The 18,162-nt window shown below is 59.8% G+C and carries 15 protein-coding genes; 6 read left to right on the forward strand and 9 right to left on the reverse strand.

The window, feature by feature from the left end:
- The first annotated feature begins 27 nt into the window (after nucleotides 1–27).
- Entirely contained in the window at nucleotides 28–726 is a 699-nt protein-coding gene (locus ACLV7J_RS10645) for a precorrin-8X methylmutase (RefSeq protein ID WP_411869063.1), read from the forward strand.
- Here the strand turns inward: ACLV7J_RS10645 and mutS are convergent.
- A complete protein-coding gene (mutS, locus tag ACLV7J_RS10650; RefSeq protein ID WP_411869064.1) occupies nucleotides 723–3,722 on the reverse strand; it encodes a DNA mismatch repair protein MutS in 3,000 nt (999 codons plus the stop codon). The genes ACLV7J_RS10645 and mutS overlap by 4 nt on opposite strands.
- 179 nt (nucleotides 3,723–3,901) lie before the next feature.
- Between mutS and psbZ the strand changes: the two genes are divergently transcribed.
- Together psbZ and ribH are read left to right on the forward strand one after the other, a co-directional pair.
- Nucleotides 3,902–4,090, forward strand: a complete 189-nt coding sequence (gene psbZ / locus ACLV7J_RS10655) for a photosystem II reaction center protein PsbZ (RefSeq protein WP_411869065.1) — start codon at nucleotides 3,902–3,904, stop codon at nucleotides 4,088–4,090.
- Nucleotides 4,091–4,174: 84 nt separating this feature from the next.
- Nucleotides 4,175–4,654, forward strand: coding sequence for a 6,7-dimethyl-8-ribityllumazine synthase (gene ribH / locus ACLV7J_RS10660; protein ID WP_411869066.1), 480 nt, complete (start codon nucleotides 4,175–4,177; stop codon nucleotides 4,652–4,654).
- On the opposite strand, the gene ACLV7J_RS10665 is transcribed toward ribH, so the two are convergent.
- Nucleotides 4,578–5,096 carry a GNAT family N-acetyltransferase gene (locus ACLV7J_RS10665; protein ID WP_411869067.1) on the reverse strand — a complete coding sequence of 173 codons (519 nt, stop codon included), beginning with the start codon at nucleotides 5,094–5,096 and terminating at the stop codon, nucleotides 4,578–4,580. The two genes, ribH and ACLV7J_RS10665, sit on opposite strands and share 77 nt — an antisense overlap.
- A 325-nt stretch (nucleotides 5,097–5,421) precedes the next feature.
- On the opposite strand from ACLV7J_RS10665, the gene ACLV7J_RS10670 reads away from it, so the two are divergent.
- On the forward strand, nucleotides 5,422–6,177 hold the full coding sequence (locus ACLV7J_RS10670) for a hypothetical protein (RefSeq protein ID WP_411869068.1): 756 nt from the start codon (nucleotides 5,422–5,424) through the stop codon (nucleotides 6,175–6,177).
- 21 nt (nucleotides 6,178–6,198) lie between these two features.
- Here the strand turns inward: ACLV7J_RS10670 and ACLV7J_RS10675 are convergent, their stop codons facing one another.
- From ACLV7J_RS10675 to ACLV7J_RS10685, 3 genes are read right to left on the reverse strand one after another with little or no spacing between them, the layout of a single operon-like run.
- Nucleotides 6,199–7,035 carry a glycosyltransferase gene (locus ACLV7J_RS10675; RefSeq protein WP_411869069.1) on the reverse strand — a complete coding sequence of 279 codons (837 nt, stop codon included), beginning with the start codon at nucleotides 7,033–7,035 and terminating at the stop codon, nucleotides 6,199–6,201.
- A 9-nt stretch (nucleotides 7,036–7,044) separates the two neighbouring features.
- Nucleotides 7,045–7,917, reverse strand: a complete 873-nt coding sequence (locus ACLV7J_RS10680; RefSeq protein WP_411869070.1) for a glycosyltransferase — start codon at nucleotides 7,915–7,917, stop codon at nucleotides 7,045–7,047.
- On the reverse strand, nucleotides 7,914–10,421 hold the full coding sequence (locus ACLV7J_RS10685; RefSeq protein ID WP_411869071.1) for a glycosyltransferase: 2,508 nt from the start codon (nucleotides 10,419–10,421) through the stop codon (nucleotides 7,914–7,916). The genes ACLV7J_RS10680 and ACLV7J_RS10685 overlap by 4 nt, the downstream gene beginning before the upstream one ends.
- 191 nt (nucleotides 10,422–10,612) lie before the next feature.
- Here ACLV7J_RS10685 and ACLV7J_RS10690 point away from each other — a divergent pair, with 191 nt between their 5' ends.
- Nucleotides 10,613–11,392: an ABC transporter ATP-binding protein gene (locus ACLV7J_RS10690; RefSeq protein WP_411869072.1), complete on the forward strand. Its 780-nt coding sequence runs from the start codon at nucleotides 10,613–10,615 to the stop codon at nucleotides 11,390–11,392.
- A complete protein-coding gene (locus tag ACLV7J_RS10695; protein WP_411869073.1) occupies nucleotides 11,376–12,161 on the forward strand; it encodes an ABC transporter permease in 786 nt (261 codons plus the stop codon). Before ACLV7J_RS10690 ends, ACLV7J_RS10695 begins: the two co-directional genes overlap by 17 nt.
- Nucleotides 12,162–12,166: 5 nt before the next feature.
- On the opposite strand, the gene ACLV7J_RS10700 is transcribed toward ACLV7J_RS10695, so the two are convergent.
- From ACLV7J_RS10700 to ACLV7J_RS10715, 4 genes are read right to left on the reverse strand one after another with little or no spacing between them, the layout of a single operon-like run.
- Nucleotides 12,167–13,231 (reverse strand): sulfotransferase, encoded by a 1,065-nt coding sequence (locus ACLV7J_RS10700; RefSeq protein ID WP_411869074.1) that lies wholly within the window; start codon nucleotides 13,229–13,231, stop codon nucleotides 12,167–12,169.
- Between the two features lie 28 nt (nucleotides 13,232–13,259).
- Complete coding sequence (locus ACLV7J_RS10705; RefSeq protein ID WP_411869075.1) at nucleotides 13,260–14,378, reverse strand: hypothetical protein; 1,119 nt, start codon at nucleotides 14,376–14,378, stop codon at nucleotides 13,260–13,262.
- The gene (locus ACLV7J_RS10710) at nucleotides 14,375–17,386 is read right to left on the reverse strand and encodes an ABC transporter transmembrane domain-containing protein (RefSeq protein ID WP_411869076.1); all 3,012 of its coding nucleotides are present in this window, start codon (nucleotides 17,384–17,386) and stop codon (nucleotides 14,375–14,377) included. The genes ACLV7J_RS10705 and ACLV7J_RS10710 overlap by 4 nt, the downstream gene beginning before the upstream one ends.
- Entirely contained in the window at nucleotides 17,383–18,096 is a 714-nt protein-coding gene (locus ACLV7J_RS10715; protein WP_411869077.1) for a peptidylprolyl isomerase, read from the reverse strand. Before ACLV7J_RS10715 ends, ACLV7J_RS10710 begins: the two co-directional genes overlap by 4 nt.
- Nucleotides 18,097–18,162 lie beyond the last annotated feature (66 nt).

An 18,162-nucleotide genomic window follows, 5' to 3' on the forward strand; every position in this document is an offset into this window, starting at 1 on the left:
CCTCCGGCTCCGGCCGCCGCCTGCCCCTTGCCCGAGCCCACCCCCAGCACCGCCGCCGGCCACCCGCCCTCCCCCCTGGATCACCCGATCTTCACTGCCAGCATTCAGCTGATCCGGGCGGCCCTGGAGCCCAGTGGTGCCCTGCAGGGGCTCAGCCCCGTGCAGCAGGACGTGCTGGAGCGCCTGGTCCACAGCAGCGGCGACCTGACCATCGCCCCCGACCTGCGCTTCTCCACCGGGGCCTGTGAGCGGGGGCTGGCGGCCCTGGCCGCCGGCGCCGTGATCCTCACCGACACGGCCATGGCTGCGGCGGCGGTGGCCCCCATGGCCCGGCGCACCTTCGGCAACCCCGTGCGCAGCGTGCTCGCGTGGGCGCCCGCGGCCCCTCCCCCCGGCGGTACCCGGGCCGCGGCCGGCATGGCCCGGGCCCTGGCGGAGCACCCCGGCGCTGTGGTGCTGATCGGCAGTGCCCCCACGGCCCTGGAGGTGCTGCTGCAGCGGGTGGATCCCGCCGGGGCCGGCGCCAACGGCGTTCCCCTGGCCCCTCCTGCCCTCGTGATCGGCATGCCCGTGGGCTTTGTGGGGGTGGCCGAGAGCAAGGCCCACCTGGCGGCCAGCGCCCTGCCCCAGATCCGTCTGGAGGGCAGCCGCGGCGGGGCCGGCCTGGTGGGGGCGGCCGCCAATGCCCTGCTGCGGCGCGCCTGGCTGGATCGAGAGGGCGCCTAGGCCGGCTGGCGGGCCCGACCACGGCCACGGCGACCGGTGTCCCGTGCCCCGGACTCCAGCCCCACGGCCACGTGGCTGTTGGCCTCGATGCGGCCCAGCACCTGGCGGGCCCGGGCCACCACCGCCGGCGGCACCCCGGCCAGCCGGGCCGCCTCGATGCCGTAGCTGCGGCTGGCGCCGCCGCTCACCACCTGGTGCAGGAACACCAGTTCGTCGCCGGTTTCCTCCACCAGCACCTGCACGTTGGCCACGTTGGGCAGCAGCTCGGCCAGCTCATTGAGCTCGTGGTAGTGGGTGGCGAACACCGAGCGGGCCCGGATGCCGCCCTCGCCGGCCCCGGCCAGGTGTTCGGCCACGGCCCAGGCGATCGACAGGCCGTCGAAGGTGGCGGTGCCGCGGCCGATCTCATCGAGCAGCACCAGCGAGCGCTCGGTGGCGTGGTGGAGGATGTTGGCGGTCTCCGCCATCTCCACCATGAAGGTGGACTGGCCCGCCGCCAGATCATCGCCGGCCCCGACCCGGGTGAAGATGCGATCGGCGATGCCGAGGCGGGCCGAGCGGGCCGGAATCCAGCTGCCGATCTGGGCCATCAGCTGCAGCAGGCCCGTCTGGCGCAGGTAGCAGCTCTTGCCGCTGGCGTTGGGGCCCGTGAGCACCAGCAGATCGGGGTGGCCAGCGGCGACCCCAGGCGCACCCAGGGCGATGTCGTTCGGGGTGAAGGGTTCCTCCACCAGCAGCTGCTCCACCACCGGGTGCCGGCCGGCCTGGATCTCCAGCAGGCGGGCCTCGGGGCCGGCGGGATCGGTGAGGTCGGGCCGGCAGTAGCCGCCGGTGGCGGCCACCTCCGCCAGGGAGACGAGAGCATCCAGCTCCGCCACCAGCCGGGCGGCGGCGCGGATCGGGCCGGCCTGCTCGCCCACCTGGGCCCGCAGCACCCCGAACAGCTCGTATTCCCGCTGGGCGGCCCGGGCCCGCAGCTGCAGGATGCGACCCTCGCGCCCCTTCAGGTCGGGGGTCACGAAGCGCTCCTCGTTGGCCAGGGTCTGGCGGCGGATCCAGTGCCCGGGCACGGCGGCGGCCTTGGCCCGGCTCACCGAGAGGAAGTAGCCGAAGGTGCGGTGGTACTGGAGCCGCAGGGTGCTGATGCCGCTGGCCCGGCGCTCGGCGGCCTCCTGTTCCGCCAGCCAGGCCTCCTGGTCGTCGAGCTGGTTGCGCAGGCCATCCAGCTGGGCATCGACGCCGTCGTGGATCAGGCCGCCCTCGCTGAGGGAGAGGGGCGGACTGTCGAGCAGGGTGTGGCGCAGCAGGGCCGCCAGCGCGGCCAGCTCCGGCCAGGGGCGCGCCAGGGCCGCCAGGGGCGGGCTGGTGGCCCCGGCCAGCAGCCCCGCCAGCTGGGGCAGCCGCTCCAGGCCATCGGCCAGGGCCACCAGGTCCCGGGCGGAGGCGGTGCCGGCCCCGGCCCGGCCCGCCAGGCGCTCCAGGTCGCCCATGGGCCGCAGCAGCCGGCGCAGGGCCAGCCGCAACGAGCGGCCCTCCACCAGCTCCCCCACCCCGTCCTGGCGGGCGCGGATGGCCGGCAGGTCCACCAGCGGCGCCTCGATCCAGCGGCGCAGGCAGCGGCCGCCCATGGCGGTCATGGTGCGATCCAGGGCCCAGAGCAGTGAGCCGTGGACGCCGCCGCCCATCTGGGTGCGGGTCAGTTCCAGGTTGCGACGGGTCTGGGCGTCCAGCACCAGCTGGTCGCCGGCGTGCCAGGTGGTGGGCAGCTCCAGGGGGATGGCGCTGCCGGGCTGGGTGTCGTCCAGGTAGCGCAGCAGGCCGCCGGCGGCCCGCAGGGCCAGGGGCGCCTCGCCCAGCCCGAGGCCATCGAGGCTGGCCAGGCGGAAGCGCTGCAGCAGGGCGGCGCGGGCCTCGGGGGCGGCGAAGGGTGTGCGGGGCAGGGCCGTGAGCCGCAGGGTGTCGGGGCACCAGGCGGGGATGGCCTGCGGGCCGCCATCGGCCGCGGCGCCCTCGGGGGCGGGCCACACCACCTCGGCCGCCTCCAGCTGCACCAGGAGCTGCTGCAGCTGGTCGCTCCCCCGCCGTTCGGTCACGCGGAATTCGCCCGTGCTCACGTCCGCCACCGCCAGGCCCCAGCGGGCGGCGGCGCTGCCCTCGCCCTCCAGCACCACGGCGCAGAGCCAGTTGTTGCGGCGGGCGGCGAGCATCCCCTCCTCCAGCACGGTGCCGGGGGTGAGCACCCGGGTGATGTCGCGCTTGAGCAGGGCGCCCTTGGCCGGGCTCCGGGCCGCGGCCTCCTCCAGCTGGTCGCACAGGGCCACGCTCAGGCCGCGGCGCACCAGCTCGGCGCAGTAGCGCTCGGCAGCGTGGTGGGGGATGCCCGCCATCGGCACCCGACCCAGCGCCTTGCCGGCCTCCTTGCCGGTGAGGGTGAGCTCCAGCAGGCGCGAGAGGCGGATGGCGTCCTCGAAGAAGCACTCGAAGAAGTCGCCCAGCCGGTAGAGCAGTACCCGCTCGGGGTGGGCGCGCTTGAGCTCCACGTAGTGGCGCAACATCGGCGTGAGCTGCTCGGGCTCCACCAGGCCGTGGTGGTGCCAGCGGGGCAGGTCGCTGGGCTCGGGTTCGGCCTGGGGTCTGTCGGAATCGCTGGTCTGCTCGGGTTGGCCCTGGGCGGCGGTCGCCTCAGGCGCTGGGCCCTCGCTGGCGACCGGGCTGTGGCCGGGGGCCGCGGCGCCCGCGTCCACGCCGGGGCCGGTGCGGCGGCGGCGCGGCCTGGCCCGGGCGTCCGCCTCCAGATCGCCGTCGTCGAGGTCGCCGGGGTCAGGCGAGGCGTCCGGCCCGCCTGAGGCTCCCGATGGTCCGGCGGGCCCGCCTCCGGATCGGGCGCCACCGCTGCGGTTCGGCGCCGCCGACTCCCCGAAGGCCCCGCCGAACAGATCGCCCTGCAGGCCCAGCTTCGGCACGAGCGAGAGCTGCTGCTCGGCTTCCGCGGCCACGGGCGCTCAGGGGTAGGGGGAATCGATCGTAGGGGCGGCGGCTGGCAGACCCCCGCCGGCAGGCCCCTCCCACAACTTGTGAAGGAACCCTCCGCCGGCCCCGGGGCGGGCCGATCCGGCGTGTGAGAATCCCGAAACTGACCGGCTGGCGCCGCCGCCGATCCCCCTGCCACCGATCCATGCAGATCCTCAACACCCTCACCGTTCTGGCCCTGGTGGTGCTGTCGTTCGCGCTGATCGTGGCGGTGCCCGTGCTCTACGCCTCCAGCGAGGACTCCGGCCGTTCCAACCGCCTGATCCTGCTGGGCAGCCTGGCCTGGGTGGCCCTGGTGCTGCTCAACTGGGGCATGAGCTTCTTCGTGGTCTGAGGCCCCGGGCGGGCTGCCGGGGCCCCGGGCCGGGAGTTACTCCGGGTCGCTTCCGTAGGCTGAAGCTCCTGGAGTAGCACCCCCGTGACGGTTTTCGAAGGACGCTTCACCGAGGCCAGCGGCCTGCGCGTCGCGGTGGTTGTGGCCCGGTTCAACGACCTGGTGACGGACAAGCTGCTGAGCGGCTGCCTCGACTGCCTGTCCCGCCACGGCATCGACATCAGCCCCAGCAGCAGCCAGCTGGACGTGGCCTGGGTGCCCGGCAGCTTCGAGATTCCCCTGGTGGCCCAGCGCCTGGCCGCCAGCGGCCGCTACCAGGTGGTGATCACCCTGGGGGCCGTGATCCGCGGCGATACCCCCCACTTCGATGTGGTGGTGGCCGAGGTGAGCAAGGGCGTGGCCGGCGTGGCCCGCGACACCGGCGTGCCGGTGATCTTCGGCGTGCTCACCACCGACACCCTGCAGCAGGCCCTGGAGCGGGCCGGCATCAAGAGCAACCTGGGCTGGAACTACGGCCTGCAGGCGATTGAGATGGGGAGCCTGATGGCGGCGATGCCGGCCTGACCAGCAGCTGTTGGCCACCGCTGTCCTGGAATCCCAGTTGGTGGTAGAAACCGGCGCTGTTGGTCGTCATCAAATACACGCGCTCCACCCCGTGGAGGCGAGGGCTGTCGAGCAGGGCCGTCACCAGCTGGCGGCCGAGCCCCTGCCCCTGCAGATCCTCGGGAATCACCACATCCCAGAGCACGGCGCGGAACACGCCGTCACTGCTGGCCCGCCCGAAGCCCACCAGCCGCTTGCCGTTCCACAGGCTCACCACGGCAGCGCTCCCGGCCAGCATCTGACGCAGCTGAGCCAAGGAGCGGCCGTGGGCCCAGAAGGTGTGCTGATCCAGCAGCCGCTGCAGCTTCCACAGCCCGCGGGCCGGCCGCAGGCCTGGACCCAACCCCAGCCAGCGCAGGCCTGGGGCACCGGGGGCATGGATCAGGAGGCGGAGATGAGGCATCCAATCATGATTTCAGATAGGGGCGTCGATTTCGCCCTCACGCAATCCTCATCAACGGCAGAGCTACATCGCCCGATGTAAAAGCTTATCAAGTCTCGGGTGGCCTCTCCTGGTGAGCATGGTCATGAGGCTTCCTGAGCGCGGCTGTGCAGGGCCTTCTCTGGCTTGTTTATTGTGCTTCAGTATTGAATCTAGTCTAGGGCCGAGTTTATGTTCTGTCTTGGCTCATGGATCCTTGCTTTTCGAAGAGGCGTTGCGGCCAGGTTCGGTTGCTTTCGTTGAGCATGTTATTCTTAAAAGATCTCTTCGCCAGTAGATGTATCCCATGCACGCAAAGCCCTCGTCGGCTGATGCCCTGGCCTCTGTTAAGGATTTTGCAGCGCACAAGCTTGCCAATGCCAGTCGCAGTGCCGAGCCTTTTCCGTGGCTCGAGCTTGATAAGTTTTTGCCAGTTAGTCTTATGAATGCGGTCAATCAGTATTTTCCTGGCGAGGCTCAGATGGTGGCCATGCCTGAGCGCAGGTCTGTTAATGCTTATGCTCGCAGATATCGTCGCCTGCTGCAATTGAATAAAGCCTCCCTGGTCCGCCTCAGTCCTGCGGCGCGCAGTTTCTGGGAAACTTTTGACCGTCTGATTCAGGCTCTTGTGCCTGACTTGATGAATGCGCTCATGCCTCCACCGCAAGGCCAGCGCTACATGGAATTGCCGGTCAGCGATTTGGGAGCTCGTATTGACCTTTGGGCTGATCGCGGTGGCTATCAAATTTCTCCCCATACTGATGCTCCTCACAAGCTTGCGACTTTCCTGTTGTATTGCTCTCCAGAGGCTTCTTTGCAGAATGAGGGCACTTCCATCTTTGTGCCCAAAGATGGTGTCATGAGATGCTGGGCTGGAAGTCAGTGGCCGTTTGAGCTGTTTTCGGAATCCCACACCACTCCCTATGGCTGCAATCGACTGTTTGGCTTTAGAAAGACAGATGCCTCTTTCCATGGCAAGAGCTCGGTAGCTGAAACAGTTGTAGAGCGACGAACAGTTTCTATTACCATTCAGTCGAATGAGGATATTGCTATTCAGGCGTAGGCGACCATGTTGCGCTTATATTTAAGCGACATCTAAATTCTTCTGTATGGCTCGACGAAGCCATGAAACCATTACGAACTGAAGAAGCCACGCTGGCAGAACACGCAGGGGCAGCCTGGTGGTCAGGTTGACCATGACCGAGCTCCAGGGAAGCAGGCCCTCCTGGCCGCAGCGCCAGAAGAAGGCCGCCTCCCGGCGGCAATACATCCAACCCCGACGACGGGCCAGGTGGCTGGCGCCGGTTCGGCACAGCACTAGCGGATCGGCGATGTTCTGCAGGTGGTAACCGGCTTTGAGCAGGCGCAGCCAGAGGTCATAGTCCTCAAAACCAGGGCAGTGCCGGTAGTTACCAACGGTCATCACGGCCGAGCGGCGCAGGAGAACCGCAGGGTGATTCAGGGGGTTGCGCCAACGGCACTGGCGCCGAATGGCTTCCGTGCTGAGCGGCACCTGGCGGATTGCATCTGGCTGGCGAGGATCTGAGTGGAATTCAGCGATCGCTGAGCTGATCGCTGCCAGCTGCGGGTTCGCCAGCGCGAACGACACCTGCCTGGTGCAGCGCTCAGGCAGGGAGATGTCGTCAGCGTCCGCACGGATCACGAGTTCGGTGGCACAGGCCTTCAGGCCTCGGGCCAGTACGGGGCCGACGCCTTCACCGCCTGGTCCGCAGAGGATCTCTGTGTTGAGAGGTGCTTCGTTCAAAACAGCGCGCAATCTGTGCGGCGGCGTGCCGTCGCAACTGATCACCACCTGGGCGGGGGGCAACGGCTGATGGCATAAGCTTCGCAGCGCCTCTGCAACAATGGCAGGCTGCTCCCATGGGGCAAGTGGCATCAATACGCTGTAGGCACTCGTCATGCTCAGGGATCACGCCTGCAACTTCAAAGGGCAGGTGACTGCAGTGTAGATAGAATGCAGGTTGGCAGCCCGCTGTGGTTCAAAGAGAAGCCAGGCTGGCAGCTTCAATAGCATCTTTATGACCTCTTTAATCTTGATGGAAATTGGAATGTAAGGCCGCCTCAGTAGGAGCCGAAGATTGCGTAGGGCTGTAAAGTGGCGGTATGGCGTGTAGAGTTGCATGCCCAGCAGGTCGCAAAGCGCATTGGGGTGAGGTTCGCCAAAGTGCTGGCTAAGAATGCAGTCATGCACTTGATGGAGCGAAAATCCTTTGGTCGCTGCGCGAAAGCACCAGTCATGATCGATGTAGTCGATCTGCATCGCCTCATCAAAGCGTCCTAGAAGTGGCCAATTGCTGGCACAGAATGTTGTACCTGAGGTGATCAACAGGGTTGTTTTGGTGCTGTTGCTGTCGGCGCTTCGCTGGCGAGGCGAGTGCCAGCATCGGCGGTCGGCATCCCAGATGCAGGGGCCGATCAGCAGGCGACGAGCTTGGTCCCACTCGGTAGAGTGCAATTGGCGTTGCAGCCCCTGCAGATGCTCGGGCTGCATGCGGCTGTCCTGATCGAGAAGGGTGACATAGTCCGCGCCGCGAGCGATAGCGGCAGCAATTCCACAATTCAGACCACCTGCCAGCCCGCCGCGATTGCGGTTCTCAATCACGTAGGCCTCGCTCGGCCAACAAGGCTGATGCTGCGTGATACCAAGCTCATCAGCTCGATTATCAACAAGAACCAGCTGATAACCTGTGGAGTGGAGAAGGTTAAGATACTCCCTTAGATCTGACGGCAGATCGCCAAACAGTGGTATTATGAGAGCGTGACAGGATTCCTCTTCGCTCACTTTGAGTCACCTTGAAGTGGGGGCAGCGGCGACTGGCATACCACTTCAAGCCACTGCTGGGTGCGGATCTTGGTCTGGAGTCGCTGCTGGTTGACGGCTTCGGTTGGCAGTCGGCACAAACGCTGCAGCGTGTCCTGCAGATCCTGGAAATCTTGAAAACAATGGCCACAACCAGTCTGCTGTAGCACCTCCGCAGGCCCCCCGACGGCATAAACGATCGGAACACAACCTGCCAGTGCCGCTTCCACGGGGGCGATGCCGAAATGTTCATGGAGCTCCGGTTCATGCTGAGCCGATTGTCCTAGCCCTGCAGCGTGAACAAAGAAAGCAGAGTCGTGGAGGAGTGTGTTGAGATCATCTCGAGAGACGTTAGGGAGAAGTGCAACGCGGGAGCTGTGCGCGCTCGTGTTGATGCACTCCTTTAGTTGCTGGTAGTAGTTCAGGTCTTCGGCATTGGATTCATCCAGAGATCCTGCCAGACAAAGCTGCCAGGCAGATGGAAGGCTGGAGGCAATTTGCAGGAAAGCCTCAAGAATCAGGTCCTGGTTCTTGGCATGACCACGGCGGGTCAGGCGGCCAACGGCAAGGATACGCTGCGAAACTGAGGATCGATCACAAGAATCCGGATCAGGCGTGGCTGCCGAACGGAGATGGGCGACAGGGTAGAAAACCTGAGCATCTGTACATGAGTGCTGTCCCCACCACCGCTGCATCCAGCTCTGAGTATAATGCGAGTTCGGTAGAAATGTGTAGGTCTTCTGCCAGTGACGGCGAAGGCTACGATGGGGGAAGCTCACGATGTACCAGCTATTGACGGCTACAGATGCAAGCGAAGAGTGAGAGGTGCTGTTGACGAATAGCCAGAATCGCTTCGTTAGCTTGGTGGTAACTCTGGGTACGACGAGTTTGAGAAGGCCATTTGTACTGATGTTGAAGTAGGAGGCCAGTGCTTCAAGATCAAAATCGGATTCAGACAGCAGGTAGACATGGCAGTCTGGATGCTCGTCCTTGAGTCGTCGTGCCAGCTGTAGAGCATGGACCTCCCCACCGCCGTAGGTGTTCCAGAATAGGTTGTAGACGGCGATAGAGCGTCGGTAGGGTACAAGCGAGTCACCGTGATGGAGCTTGTCCAGTAGAGTCTGATCTAGGGCAGTGATTGTTGAGGTGAGTGCAGGATCAACACCCGAGGCCTTGCCTTGCTGCGCAAGCTGGTTAAGCCGTTCAGGTAGCTGCTTCTTGGCGGCAGTGAGCTGCTTTTTGGAACGCTGATGTACAAGCCTGTAGAGCAGACGTGAGCGCGCAGTTAGGTATGACCAGGCGGGGCTAAACTCGCCAAGCGTGCTAGAGTGGTGGTGCTGCAAGACAGCACGTGGCCAGTACAGAATAGGGCCGCGGCGATTCCGCAGAAGCCAGCGAGAAAGTTCAGAATCTTCGTAATAGGCAAAGAACTCATTAATGAAGAGATCCCGATCCAGCAGAGCTGTGCGACGGATTAGAACAGAACATCCACAGAAACGGCGGAGACGATACCGGCTGGGCCGATCAAACTTGGGACTGTCGCGGACCGCAAAAGCTACGTCATAGGGGTTATCGGCCCAACGACCGGTTGTGCTGCCAGCGTTGTTGATCAACCAATAGGCAGGTGCCTGAAAGGGCTGCAGGCTTAGGCTGAGAGTGGAATCAGTTGAGAGTTGTGCACGCGGAACACGTTGTGCCTTTCCAGCTGGAAACAGGCTCACCAATGTTGGTGCTCCTGCATCACATTCCGGAGCATCGTCGAGGTCTCTTGAGCTGAGACGCAGGCAGAGTTTGTCGGTGAACGCTGGTAGCTCCAAAACGAGCCATCCAGCCGCATTGGTGCAGATTTGGTCAGGGTAGCGAAGTTCGCCCTCCCGCACAAACAGTTTCGGGTAGGGCAGAGCATCGACAAAAACTTTGAGATCGAGGCAGAGAGGCCGATCGAAATGAAGAGTGAAGCAAGAAAAGGGAGAATCGAATAGGATCTTCGGTGAAACAGCACTATGCCCTGGGTAGCGACTTAAGGCGTTCACCATCTCCAAGAGCCAGTTGGGTCCCGGTTCTGCATCGGCATTCAGCAGTGCGAGAAACTCCCCGCTGGCGTGTTGGTAGGCAAGGTTGACGCCTGCCGCATAGCCCGTATTGGTGGCGCAAGGCAGCAGAGTGATGGGGAACGAGGTAGGGGCTCGTTGCCAGTCATCCAACAAGCGGAGGGTCTGATCTGTGGATGCATTGTCCACGCAGATCAACTCAAAGTGCCGATAGGTCTGCGTCGACAGGGCGGCTTGAATGCGTGGTAGAAAGCACTCGCTGTTATAGGTCACCAATAAGATGGAGACTAATGGCTGCCGTTGCAGATCGGGCGATTCAGCCTGGCCTGTCAAGATCTGCCTGACTTTAGATCGACTGGTGAGAACTAATCTCTTCGCTGACTTCAGCAGCCATCGAGCCGGTCTTTTGGCTTTTGCCACAAACAAAGAGGCCATCAGCTCGCCTTGGAATGGAGTGGCACAGGATCTTGCTTCAAGACCCATACATGAGGGTGTATGGTAGCATGCTGCCAATAACAGGTTGCGGTGGCTGGTTTGGCACGTCGACGTTATTTAGTAGCAGTCAGGCAGCCATGAGATGGCCCCAGCTGTTGCGTAGGGAAACGTGCTCCTCGGGTCGCTCCGTTTTGGGCGAGTCGGCAGCACCAGGTGAGCCAGAGCTCCCTGTTTTGCAACTGGAAAGGGTGGGGTTGTCGATCCCTGTCTACAGCACGGAAACCCGTCAATTGAAGCGTGTGCTGATCCGTTCGGTCACTGGCGGTGCACTCAGCCGTGATCAGCAGGGCGCTGTGGTTGAAGCATTGCGGGATGTCACTTGCAATATCTACCACGGCGAGCGTGTTGGCTTGATTGGTCACAATGGAGCCGGCAAGACCACCTTTTTGCGACTGGTCTCTGGCATTTATACGCCTACAAGTGGGCGTTTTCAATGCCGCTGCAAGGTTTCGCCGATGCTGCAAAAGAGCTTTATTACCAGTCCGGATCTGAGCGGTTATCTGGCTGTTAAGGCGCACTATTTGCTCACCCATGGCAGCCTTGCGGGCTTTGATGCTTTTCTGGAGGACATCCTAGAGTTCTCTGGACTTGGTGACTATCTGCATCTGCCCATGAAGGGCTACAGTGAAGGCATGCGGTCTAGGTTGATGTTTGCGCTGATCACTGGATCAGCGCATGAGTGCCTCGCACTCGATGAGGGCTTTGGTACAGGTGATACCCGTTTTTACAAGCGTGCGCGTCTACGGATGCAGTCGTTTGTTGAATCGACCGGTACTCTGATTCTCGCCAGTCACTCGGAAGGTCTGCTGCGAAAGTTCTGTACGCGTGGGCTGGTTTTTGATCAGGGAAAGATTGTTTATGACGCACCACTTGAGGACGCTCTTGCTTACTATGATGAAGCCTGTTCTTGATGCGTTCACGGCAGGCTGGGAGCTGCGGCATGCCTGGTGGTTTACGGCCACGGCTCGTACGCGCGCCCGCTTTGCCAGAACCATGCTGGGAAGCTTCTGGCTCGGCCTCTCGAATGTGCTCTCGATCGCCGTCCTTGCAGTGGTCTATGGAACGGTCTTTCGGGTTCAGAACTTCAACCACTATGTGGTCTACCTTGGCACAGGCCTCGTCAGCTGGGGTTTGATTGCCGCATCAATCAGTAGTGCCCCGCAGCTGTTGGAGGGGAATGCTCGCCAGATTCTCAACAGCAATCTCCACCCGGTATTCTATACCCTTGAGGAATGGAGCTTTCAAGTTCAGACGTTTGCACAGTCCTTTGTGATTGTGATTTTGGCCTTGATGCTGTTCAAGCCAGTGTTGCTTTTGCATTTAGCCGGCGTCGGCTTGCTGCCCCTTCTGAACTTGCTTCTCTTCTGTTATTGGCTTCCCCTCTTGGTCTGCCTGGTGGGCGCTCGCTATAAGGATCTCTATCAGTTAATTCCGATCCTGCTTCAATTGGTATTCCTTCTCTCTCCAATCCTCTACGAGAAGCAGGCCCTTGGCAGTCTGGAATGGATTACTCGGTTCAATCCGCTTTATGTGGTTATCCATCAATTACGCCATGCGTTGATTGACGGTGAGTTGCTTGTCAAGCCTGTCTTGGTTTTGTTGATTGTGAATGTTGTTGGGATTGTGATGTCTCTCACTGCATTGGAACAATCAAGGCGTGAGCTCCCCTTCTTCTTTTAGACCCATCATGAGTGGTCCGCTCCTACCCGCGGGCGCCAGAGTCGTCTCCATAGTCTTCGACCAGCTTGGCTCAGCCGATAGAGCCTGGATGAGCGCATCCCCTGCAAGGTCTGTTCCAGGTCTTGCGCCTTGATCTGGGTGGTGTGAAGGGCGTTCTCTGTCTGCTGCAGGCGACGCTCCAGGCACTCCCGTTGATGGGCGATGTGATGACCGTAGACAGGCGTGCGCTGACCGGGAAGGAGGTGGGACAGACCCTGGGGAAGGGCTGCAGAGAAGGCCGTCGCGAGAGCACGGCCTTGATGCTGACGGACCTCCGTGCCGATGTCTTGCCAGAGAGCGTTAAAGAATTGTGTCGTGGCTGCATCCAGGCCGAGCTGATGAGTGCTTCCTGCATTGCAGTGCAGCAGGCCTCGGTCAAGGCATGCACTGATCTGGCTGGAGAGGGAGGTTGAATTCTGCGGAAACGTTTGCTGGAGAAAGTCTTCCAGTAAGACGCTGCAACTATTGCGGTGTTCCAGATCTGTGCTGACAAGATCAGCGTGAAGCAAGGTATAGTGCGGCAGAGAAGAGCTACAGTTATAGAGATGGTAGTTGTAGAGGAGCCAGATCAGTAGGCTTTTGGCGGGAGCAAATCCATTGCGCAGATAGAGTGACTGGGCCACTTCAACAGGATGCCGGAGGATTGCGATGGCTGGTATGTCTGTGAGCAGGATATGGGCCACAGCGTCGCGAGTGAGGCAAAGTCGAGGATCCTTATCGATCCATTGCTGAGTGCTTAAATGATAGTCTAAGCGTGACCGTAGGCTGCTAAGATGTGCAAGAGTATCCTTTTCTTCCCAGTCAGGCCGTAGCAGGTAGGGCTGATGCCAAGATGCTCCCGCGATTGAGAGAAGGTGCTCATTGAGGAGCATCAATGATTCTGACTCGGCATGTCCGTGCTTGTTATCGGCCGATCTGGGGATGTCCGGCCCAAGACGAGAGCTATCCTTATCGCCCAGGATGGCACGCCTGAGTATTGTGGCCAGTAAGGAGGTGCCAGATCGATGGCAACCCAAGACAAAGACAGACACGGGAGCTTAGTGCTATTATGGAGAAGCTCTAGGAGATACGCTCATTAAGCTGAGCACGACATTCTGCAGTTAAGCATGGCCACCTGAGCATCATACCTTTTACTTCTTCGGCAACATCCGGATACTCACTGCAGCGCACCTTAATTGCATCTGCCATTAAGGTGATCGCCTTAGAGGCGCTAAAGTCCTCAGTAAACCACTCAGGCTGGAATAGTGGTTTGGCGTGAATAATCTCTTTGGCCTTGACCGCCGACTGCTTAATCTTTGCATCTCTGATCTGACGCTGAAAACGCTTCATGATGTCCGGCCATAGTTGCAAGTCAACACTCTGGCTGCGGGCTAGAATATCTGCAGAGGCATCTAGTGTTTCTTCGTGTTCTGCACTATAGCCAACAAGCTTGGATGAATTATGGCGCAGGCTTGCAAAGGGATGGATGAGAGGAGGTAGGTTGTAGTAATGTTCGAGGCTGAGCACAGAAGCGTGAAAATAGTCTGCCATAAAGAGAATCTTCACGCGTCCAAGTTGAACCCGAGCCACATGGAGCAGCGTGTTCGGGTCAAACTCTGCAGACAGGTGGGCTGCACGCTCGATGCTCGATGCGTCAGAAATGGAGTATTCGGGTGTCAAGCACATGGATGCCAGTCGACGGCTCATGCCGTTGTTCTCATGCATCAAATCTGAAGCGAGGAGATGGCGAATACTCTCCGGCGAATCAAGTGACTCCGAATGCTTGATGATATTCTTCCCACTGTCGTTAAAGCCAGGCAGGCGGGTTGAATGAAAGCGCAAGAGACCACTACGAACGCGTGCGAGTGGCTCTCGCACACTCATCCATAAATCCCAATCAGCGGGGAAAAATGCTTCAACTCCCGCATAAATATGACCAGCTATTACTGAGCCCACCTGCACCTTCTGCTTGACGTCATACAGCGTCTCTATCGGCTTGACTTTACGACTCAACAAGCCAAAACGGTTGTGCTGATCCCCGATCTTGATATAATGCTGCCTAAGGTTTACTTTCAAGAGAGAATGCAGCGAGGTGCCGGCAGTTCTCCAGTTGTGAATAAAAAGAATATTTGACCCGCCGAAGTAGGCACTGGTTGCTGGATTGGCGAGCAGGGCAAGTGAAGATACTGTTGGCGTCATGTGAACAGCTCCTGCTGGCGATACAATGTAGCATAGCGTCTGTCCGCAAGCATGAGCTCTTCATGCGTGCCATGTTCCATCAAGTGTCCTTCATGCATCAATAGAATGATGTCACTGTTCCGAACTGTTGATAGGCGATGAGTAATAAAAAACACGGTACGTTCTTGCGCCCAGTTCTGTAGGTTGGCACAGAGTTTCTTCTCTGTCTGAAGATCCAATGCGCTGGTCGCTTCATCCATGACCAAAAGGCTTGGGTTGGCCAGCACTGTGCGAGCAATGGCAATGCGCTGCCGCTGGCCGCCTGAGAGATTTGAACCCCTCTCGGCAATTCGAGTGGCATAGCCTTTCGGAAGGCCCATGATGAAGTCATGAGCACAGGCAGTCTTCGCGGCTTCAATGATGGATTCACTGCTAGCCTGCGGGTCGTTAAGTGCAATGTTCTCGGATATTGATCCTTCAAAAAGCAGAGAGTCTTGAGGCACGATGCCAATCTGACGGCGCAGGCTCTCAAGGCTTACTTTGGCAATATCAAAATCATCAATAAAGATTCTGCCCGACTTGGGTTCGTATAGACGCGGCAACAACTTCATCAAAGTACTTTTGCCACTGCCGCTCTCTCCAACGATCCCCACAAAGCTACCTGGCTGGATCTCAACACTGACATCGTTGACCTGCAGAGGCCCTGTGGACTCAAAGCCAAAACTGATATTGGCGAAGCGCACATGGCCATGGATCGGAGGCAAGGAAATGTGGGAAGCGAATTCTTCCGATGATTCATACTCGGAATTTTGGTCGATGATATCACTGAGGCGTTCAGCTGAAAGTTGAACTCCCTGAACCCCCTGATAAAGCCCACTCAGCTGTGTTATCGGACCAACAACATTGCCAGAGATGATTCGGAAGGCAATGAGCATGCCCAATGTCAAGTCGCCCTTGAGTACCAGCCACATGCCGACCCAAAGCACCAGCAGACTGCTCAGCTGATTGAGGAAATTACCGATCTCCGTTGAGGTGGCACCCAATGCTGTGCTCTTGAATCCCTCTTCGACAAATTTTCGGTAGAGATCCTGCCAGCGCCAACGTGATGTGCGCTCAATGTGCTGAGCTTTGACGGTCTGAATGCCGCCAACGACTTCAATCAGGTGAGATTGTGTCGATGCTTGCGCAATGGCTCTTTTACGAATTTGTCCTTTATAGACAGGAGAGATGAATAAAATTAGTAGTAAGTAGATCGGAAGCGTGCTCAGTGAGACGGCTGTGAGCAGCGGTGAATAAAGCATCATGACCACCAGATAAAGGGCCGCGAATATCAGGTTGAGGGCCGAGATGAGGGCTGTGCCTGTGAGGAATGAGCGGATATTGTTCAGTTCACCGAGTCGCTGTGACAGCTCGCCTACAGGGCGTTTTTCAAAATAGGAGAGGGGTAGGGACAAGAGCCGATCAATAACGGCTGTTCCCAAAGTCATATCCATCCGATCCGTTGTGTCCACAAAGATATAGGTGCGCAGCACGGTAAGAATCCCCTTGAACAGGGCCATCACCACCATGGCCACACCCAGAACGTTCAGGGTGCTGAGATTGCCTTGTACCAGAACTTTGTCAATCAGTTGTTGCGTCAGCAGCGGAATGCCCAGGTTGCAGAGCTGCGCCAGCAATGACGCCACAAAGACCATGGTCAGTGCCCACTTGTACTTTGACAACAGTGGGGTAAACCAGTGCCAGCCAAACCTGCTGGTTGGTGTTTCGGCCGTACGTTTTGGAATGGCTGCCCGGAGAGTGTCTCCAGCTTTAGTCTCGGAGCGGATCTCTTGAAGCGTCAGGGAGCGTATGCCTTGACGAGGCGATCCAAAAACATGCTTTCCCTTGTTGTAGCCGTAGTAGAGGGCGAATCCCGAGTTCAGCTCGATAAAGGCTGGAGTCTCGATGCTGCCGACGTACTCCGTCTTGAACTCGGCAATGCTGGCGTTGAATCCCATGAGCTCGCTGAGTACAGCCAGGAACTCAAGGGATGTGCGTTTGCCTCGTCGGCTCTGTTCGGAGAGTACCTTCTCGACCTGATCCCGCCGAAAGGGCACATTCTGCTGCAGGCAAAGCATCTCGAGCAGAGCGCTTGCTTCTGGCAACTCGCCCCGTGCCTTCACCAAGGGATAGAGATCAGGGGGTTGTTGCTCGTCTGCCTCCAGAATGCCGAGGCTTTCCAGGGTGGGTAGCCCGCGCTGGCTGTTCGGGCGAGGACCTCTCTGTGGCAGCTCTTGAGCCAGGGCGGCTTGTGATGGGGCAGACGTGTTCCCAAGTGCTGCCGTCGCCTCCGGCAGACCGATCAAGCGGTAAGGGAGCCGATAGCCTGGCGTGGGCGGGAGTGGGATTCCGTAGTCAATGCGTGAGCCAACGGGTAGGCCCGCGACGTGGGCTGAGCTCAAGAGCCACCGGAGCGCCTGTGGATTCTCAGCTCTTGTTGCTTGCCATTCCACACCAGGCTCTGTGGTAACGATCCGAGCCTGCTCTGGGTTGTTCAGGATTGAATCAAGCCATGGCTGGTTCCAGGAAGTTGACTGACTGCTGGCTTTGAGTGCAGTTGTGTAGATCTCCTGAAGACCAGCAATGCCGTTAAAGTAGTGCGCAAACTCTGCGCTCTCCCGATAGGCTTCGAGAAACAAGTCTGACGGAACTGTGAGAATCTTTGTCTTTTCAGAGGCGATGGTGAGCTCACAGCCCGATGCCCGTAAGAGTGAGGACCATCCCAGAAGTTGCCCGGACCCCTTGAGCGCAATGGTTCGCCATTCGTCCCCATCTCCTGCCGGGACGAGCATTCTCACCCTGCCTTTCAGAACAATGGCCACCCACTCTGGAAGTTCATTGGAGCGGAGAACTGTCTCGCCAACTTCGAAACTGTGCTGCTGAACACTAGCAGCCACAGCTTCACGCAGCCTTCCTGTCAGGAACGAAAAGGGAGGGCTGCCAAACAGCACGCGCTCGGCAACCTTGGATGCATTGGGAGTGGTGGTCATTCAGGGATCGTGGTAGAAGTCGCTTCAGTTAGAACAGTGCTGATGTATTCGTAGGCCTCAAGGCTCCAGTCCTTGTAGCGTTCGTTGAGAAGGTAGCCGCTCACGCTCTCATCAAAAACAGCAGGTTCAATCTCCCATAGCTTGATGATGGCAATACTCTCACCGAGTTTACAGGGCGTTGTGAGATCGCCAGCCTTCATTGTGCGGATCACCGCTGGCAGGCCATAGGGGAGTTTATGCAGTCGCTGCTTAGGCAGACTGCCACCCTTCATGCTCTCCGAGCCAAGGCCATGCTTTTTGCAGATGTCCGCAAATGTTGCCTCTCCGTCCTTGATGCGGTAGTAGAGCTCATGGGCCGTGCGTTTGTCTGAGACCTTCAGGAGGCTACAGGTCACCCATGCCAGTTCTTCTCGCCGTTGTAGAAACTGACTCTGCAGACCAGATTGCCACTGTTGTCTGCTCCATTCCACTACCGCCTCCTGCCAATGAGTGGTTGATTCCTTCTGTTCATCGCTGCCATGCTTCTGGCTGCTCTCTTCATCATCTCCGGATGCGAATGTTGCATTTAGGTGGCTGTGATTCAGCTCCTCGGCAATCTCTTTGCGAATCCATGCCTTCACAATCAAACGACTGAAACCAGAGTTCAGCAGAAAAGGCCATGCAGAGCCAAGCTCCTGGATCAGGCGCGCCCGACGATCGCCGCAACCCAACCAGGCACTCGGCTGTGGATCCACAGTTCAGGACGTAACAGTGGACGACTCTATCAACAATGGCCA

It is taken from the genome of Vulcanococcus limneticus LL, from assembly GCF_943369875.1.
Taxonomy (GTDB): domain Bacteria; phylum Cyanobacteriota; class Cyanobacteriia; order PCC-6307; family Cyanobiaceae; genus Vulcanococcus; species Vulcanococcus limneticus_A.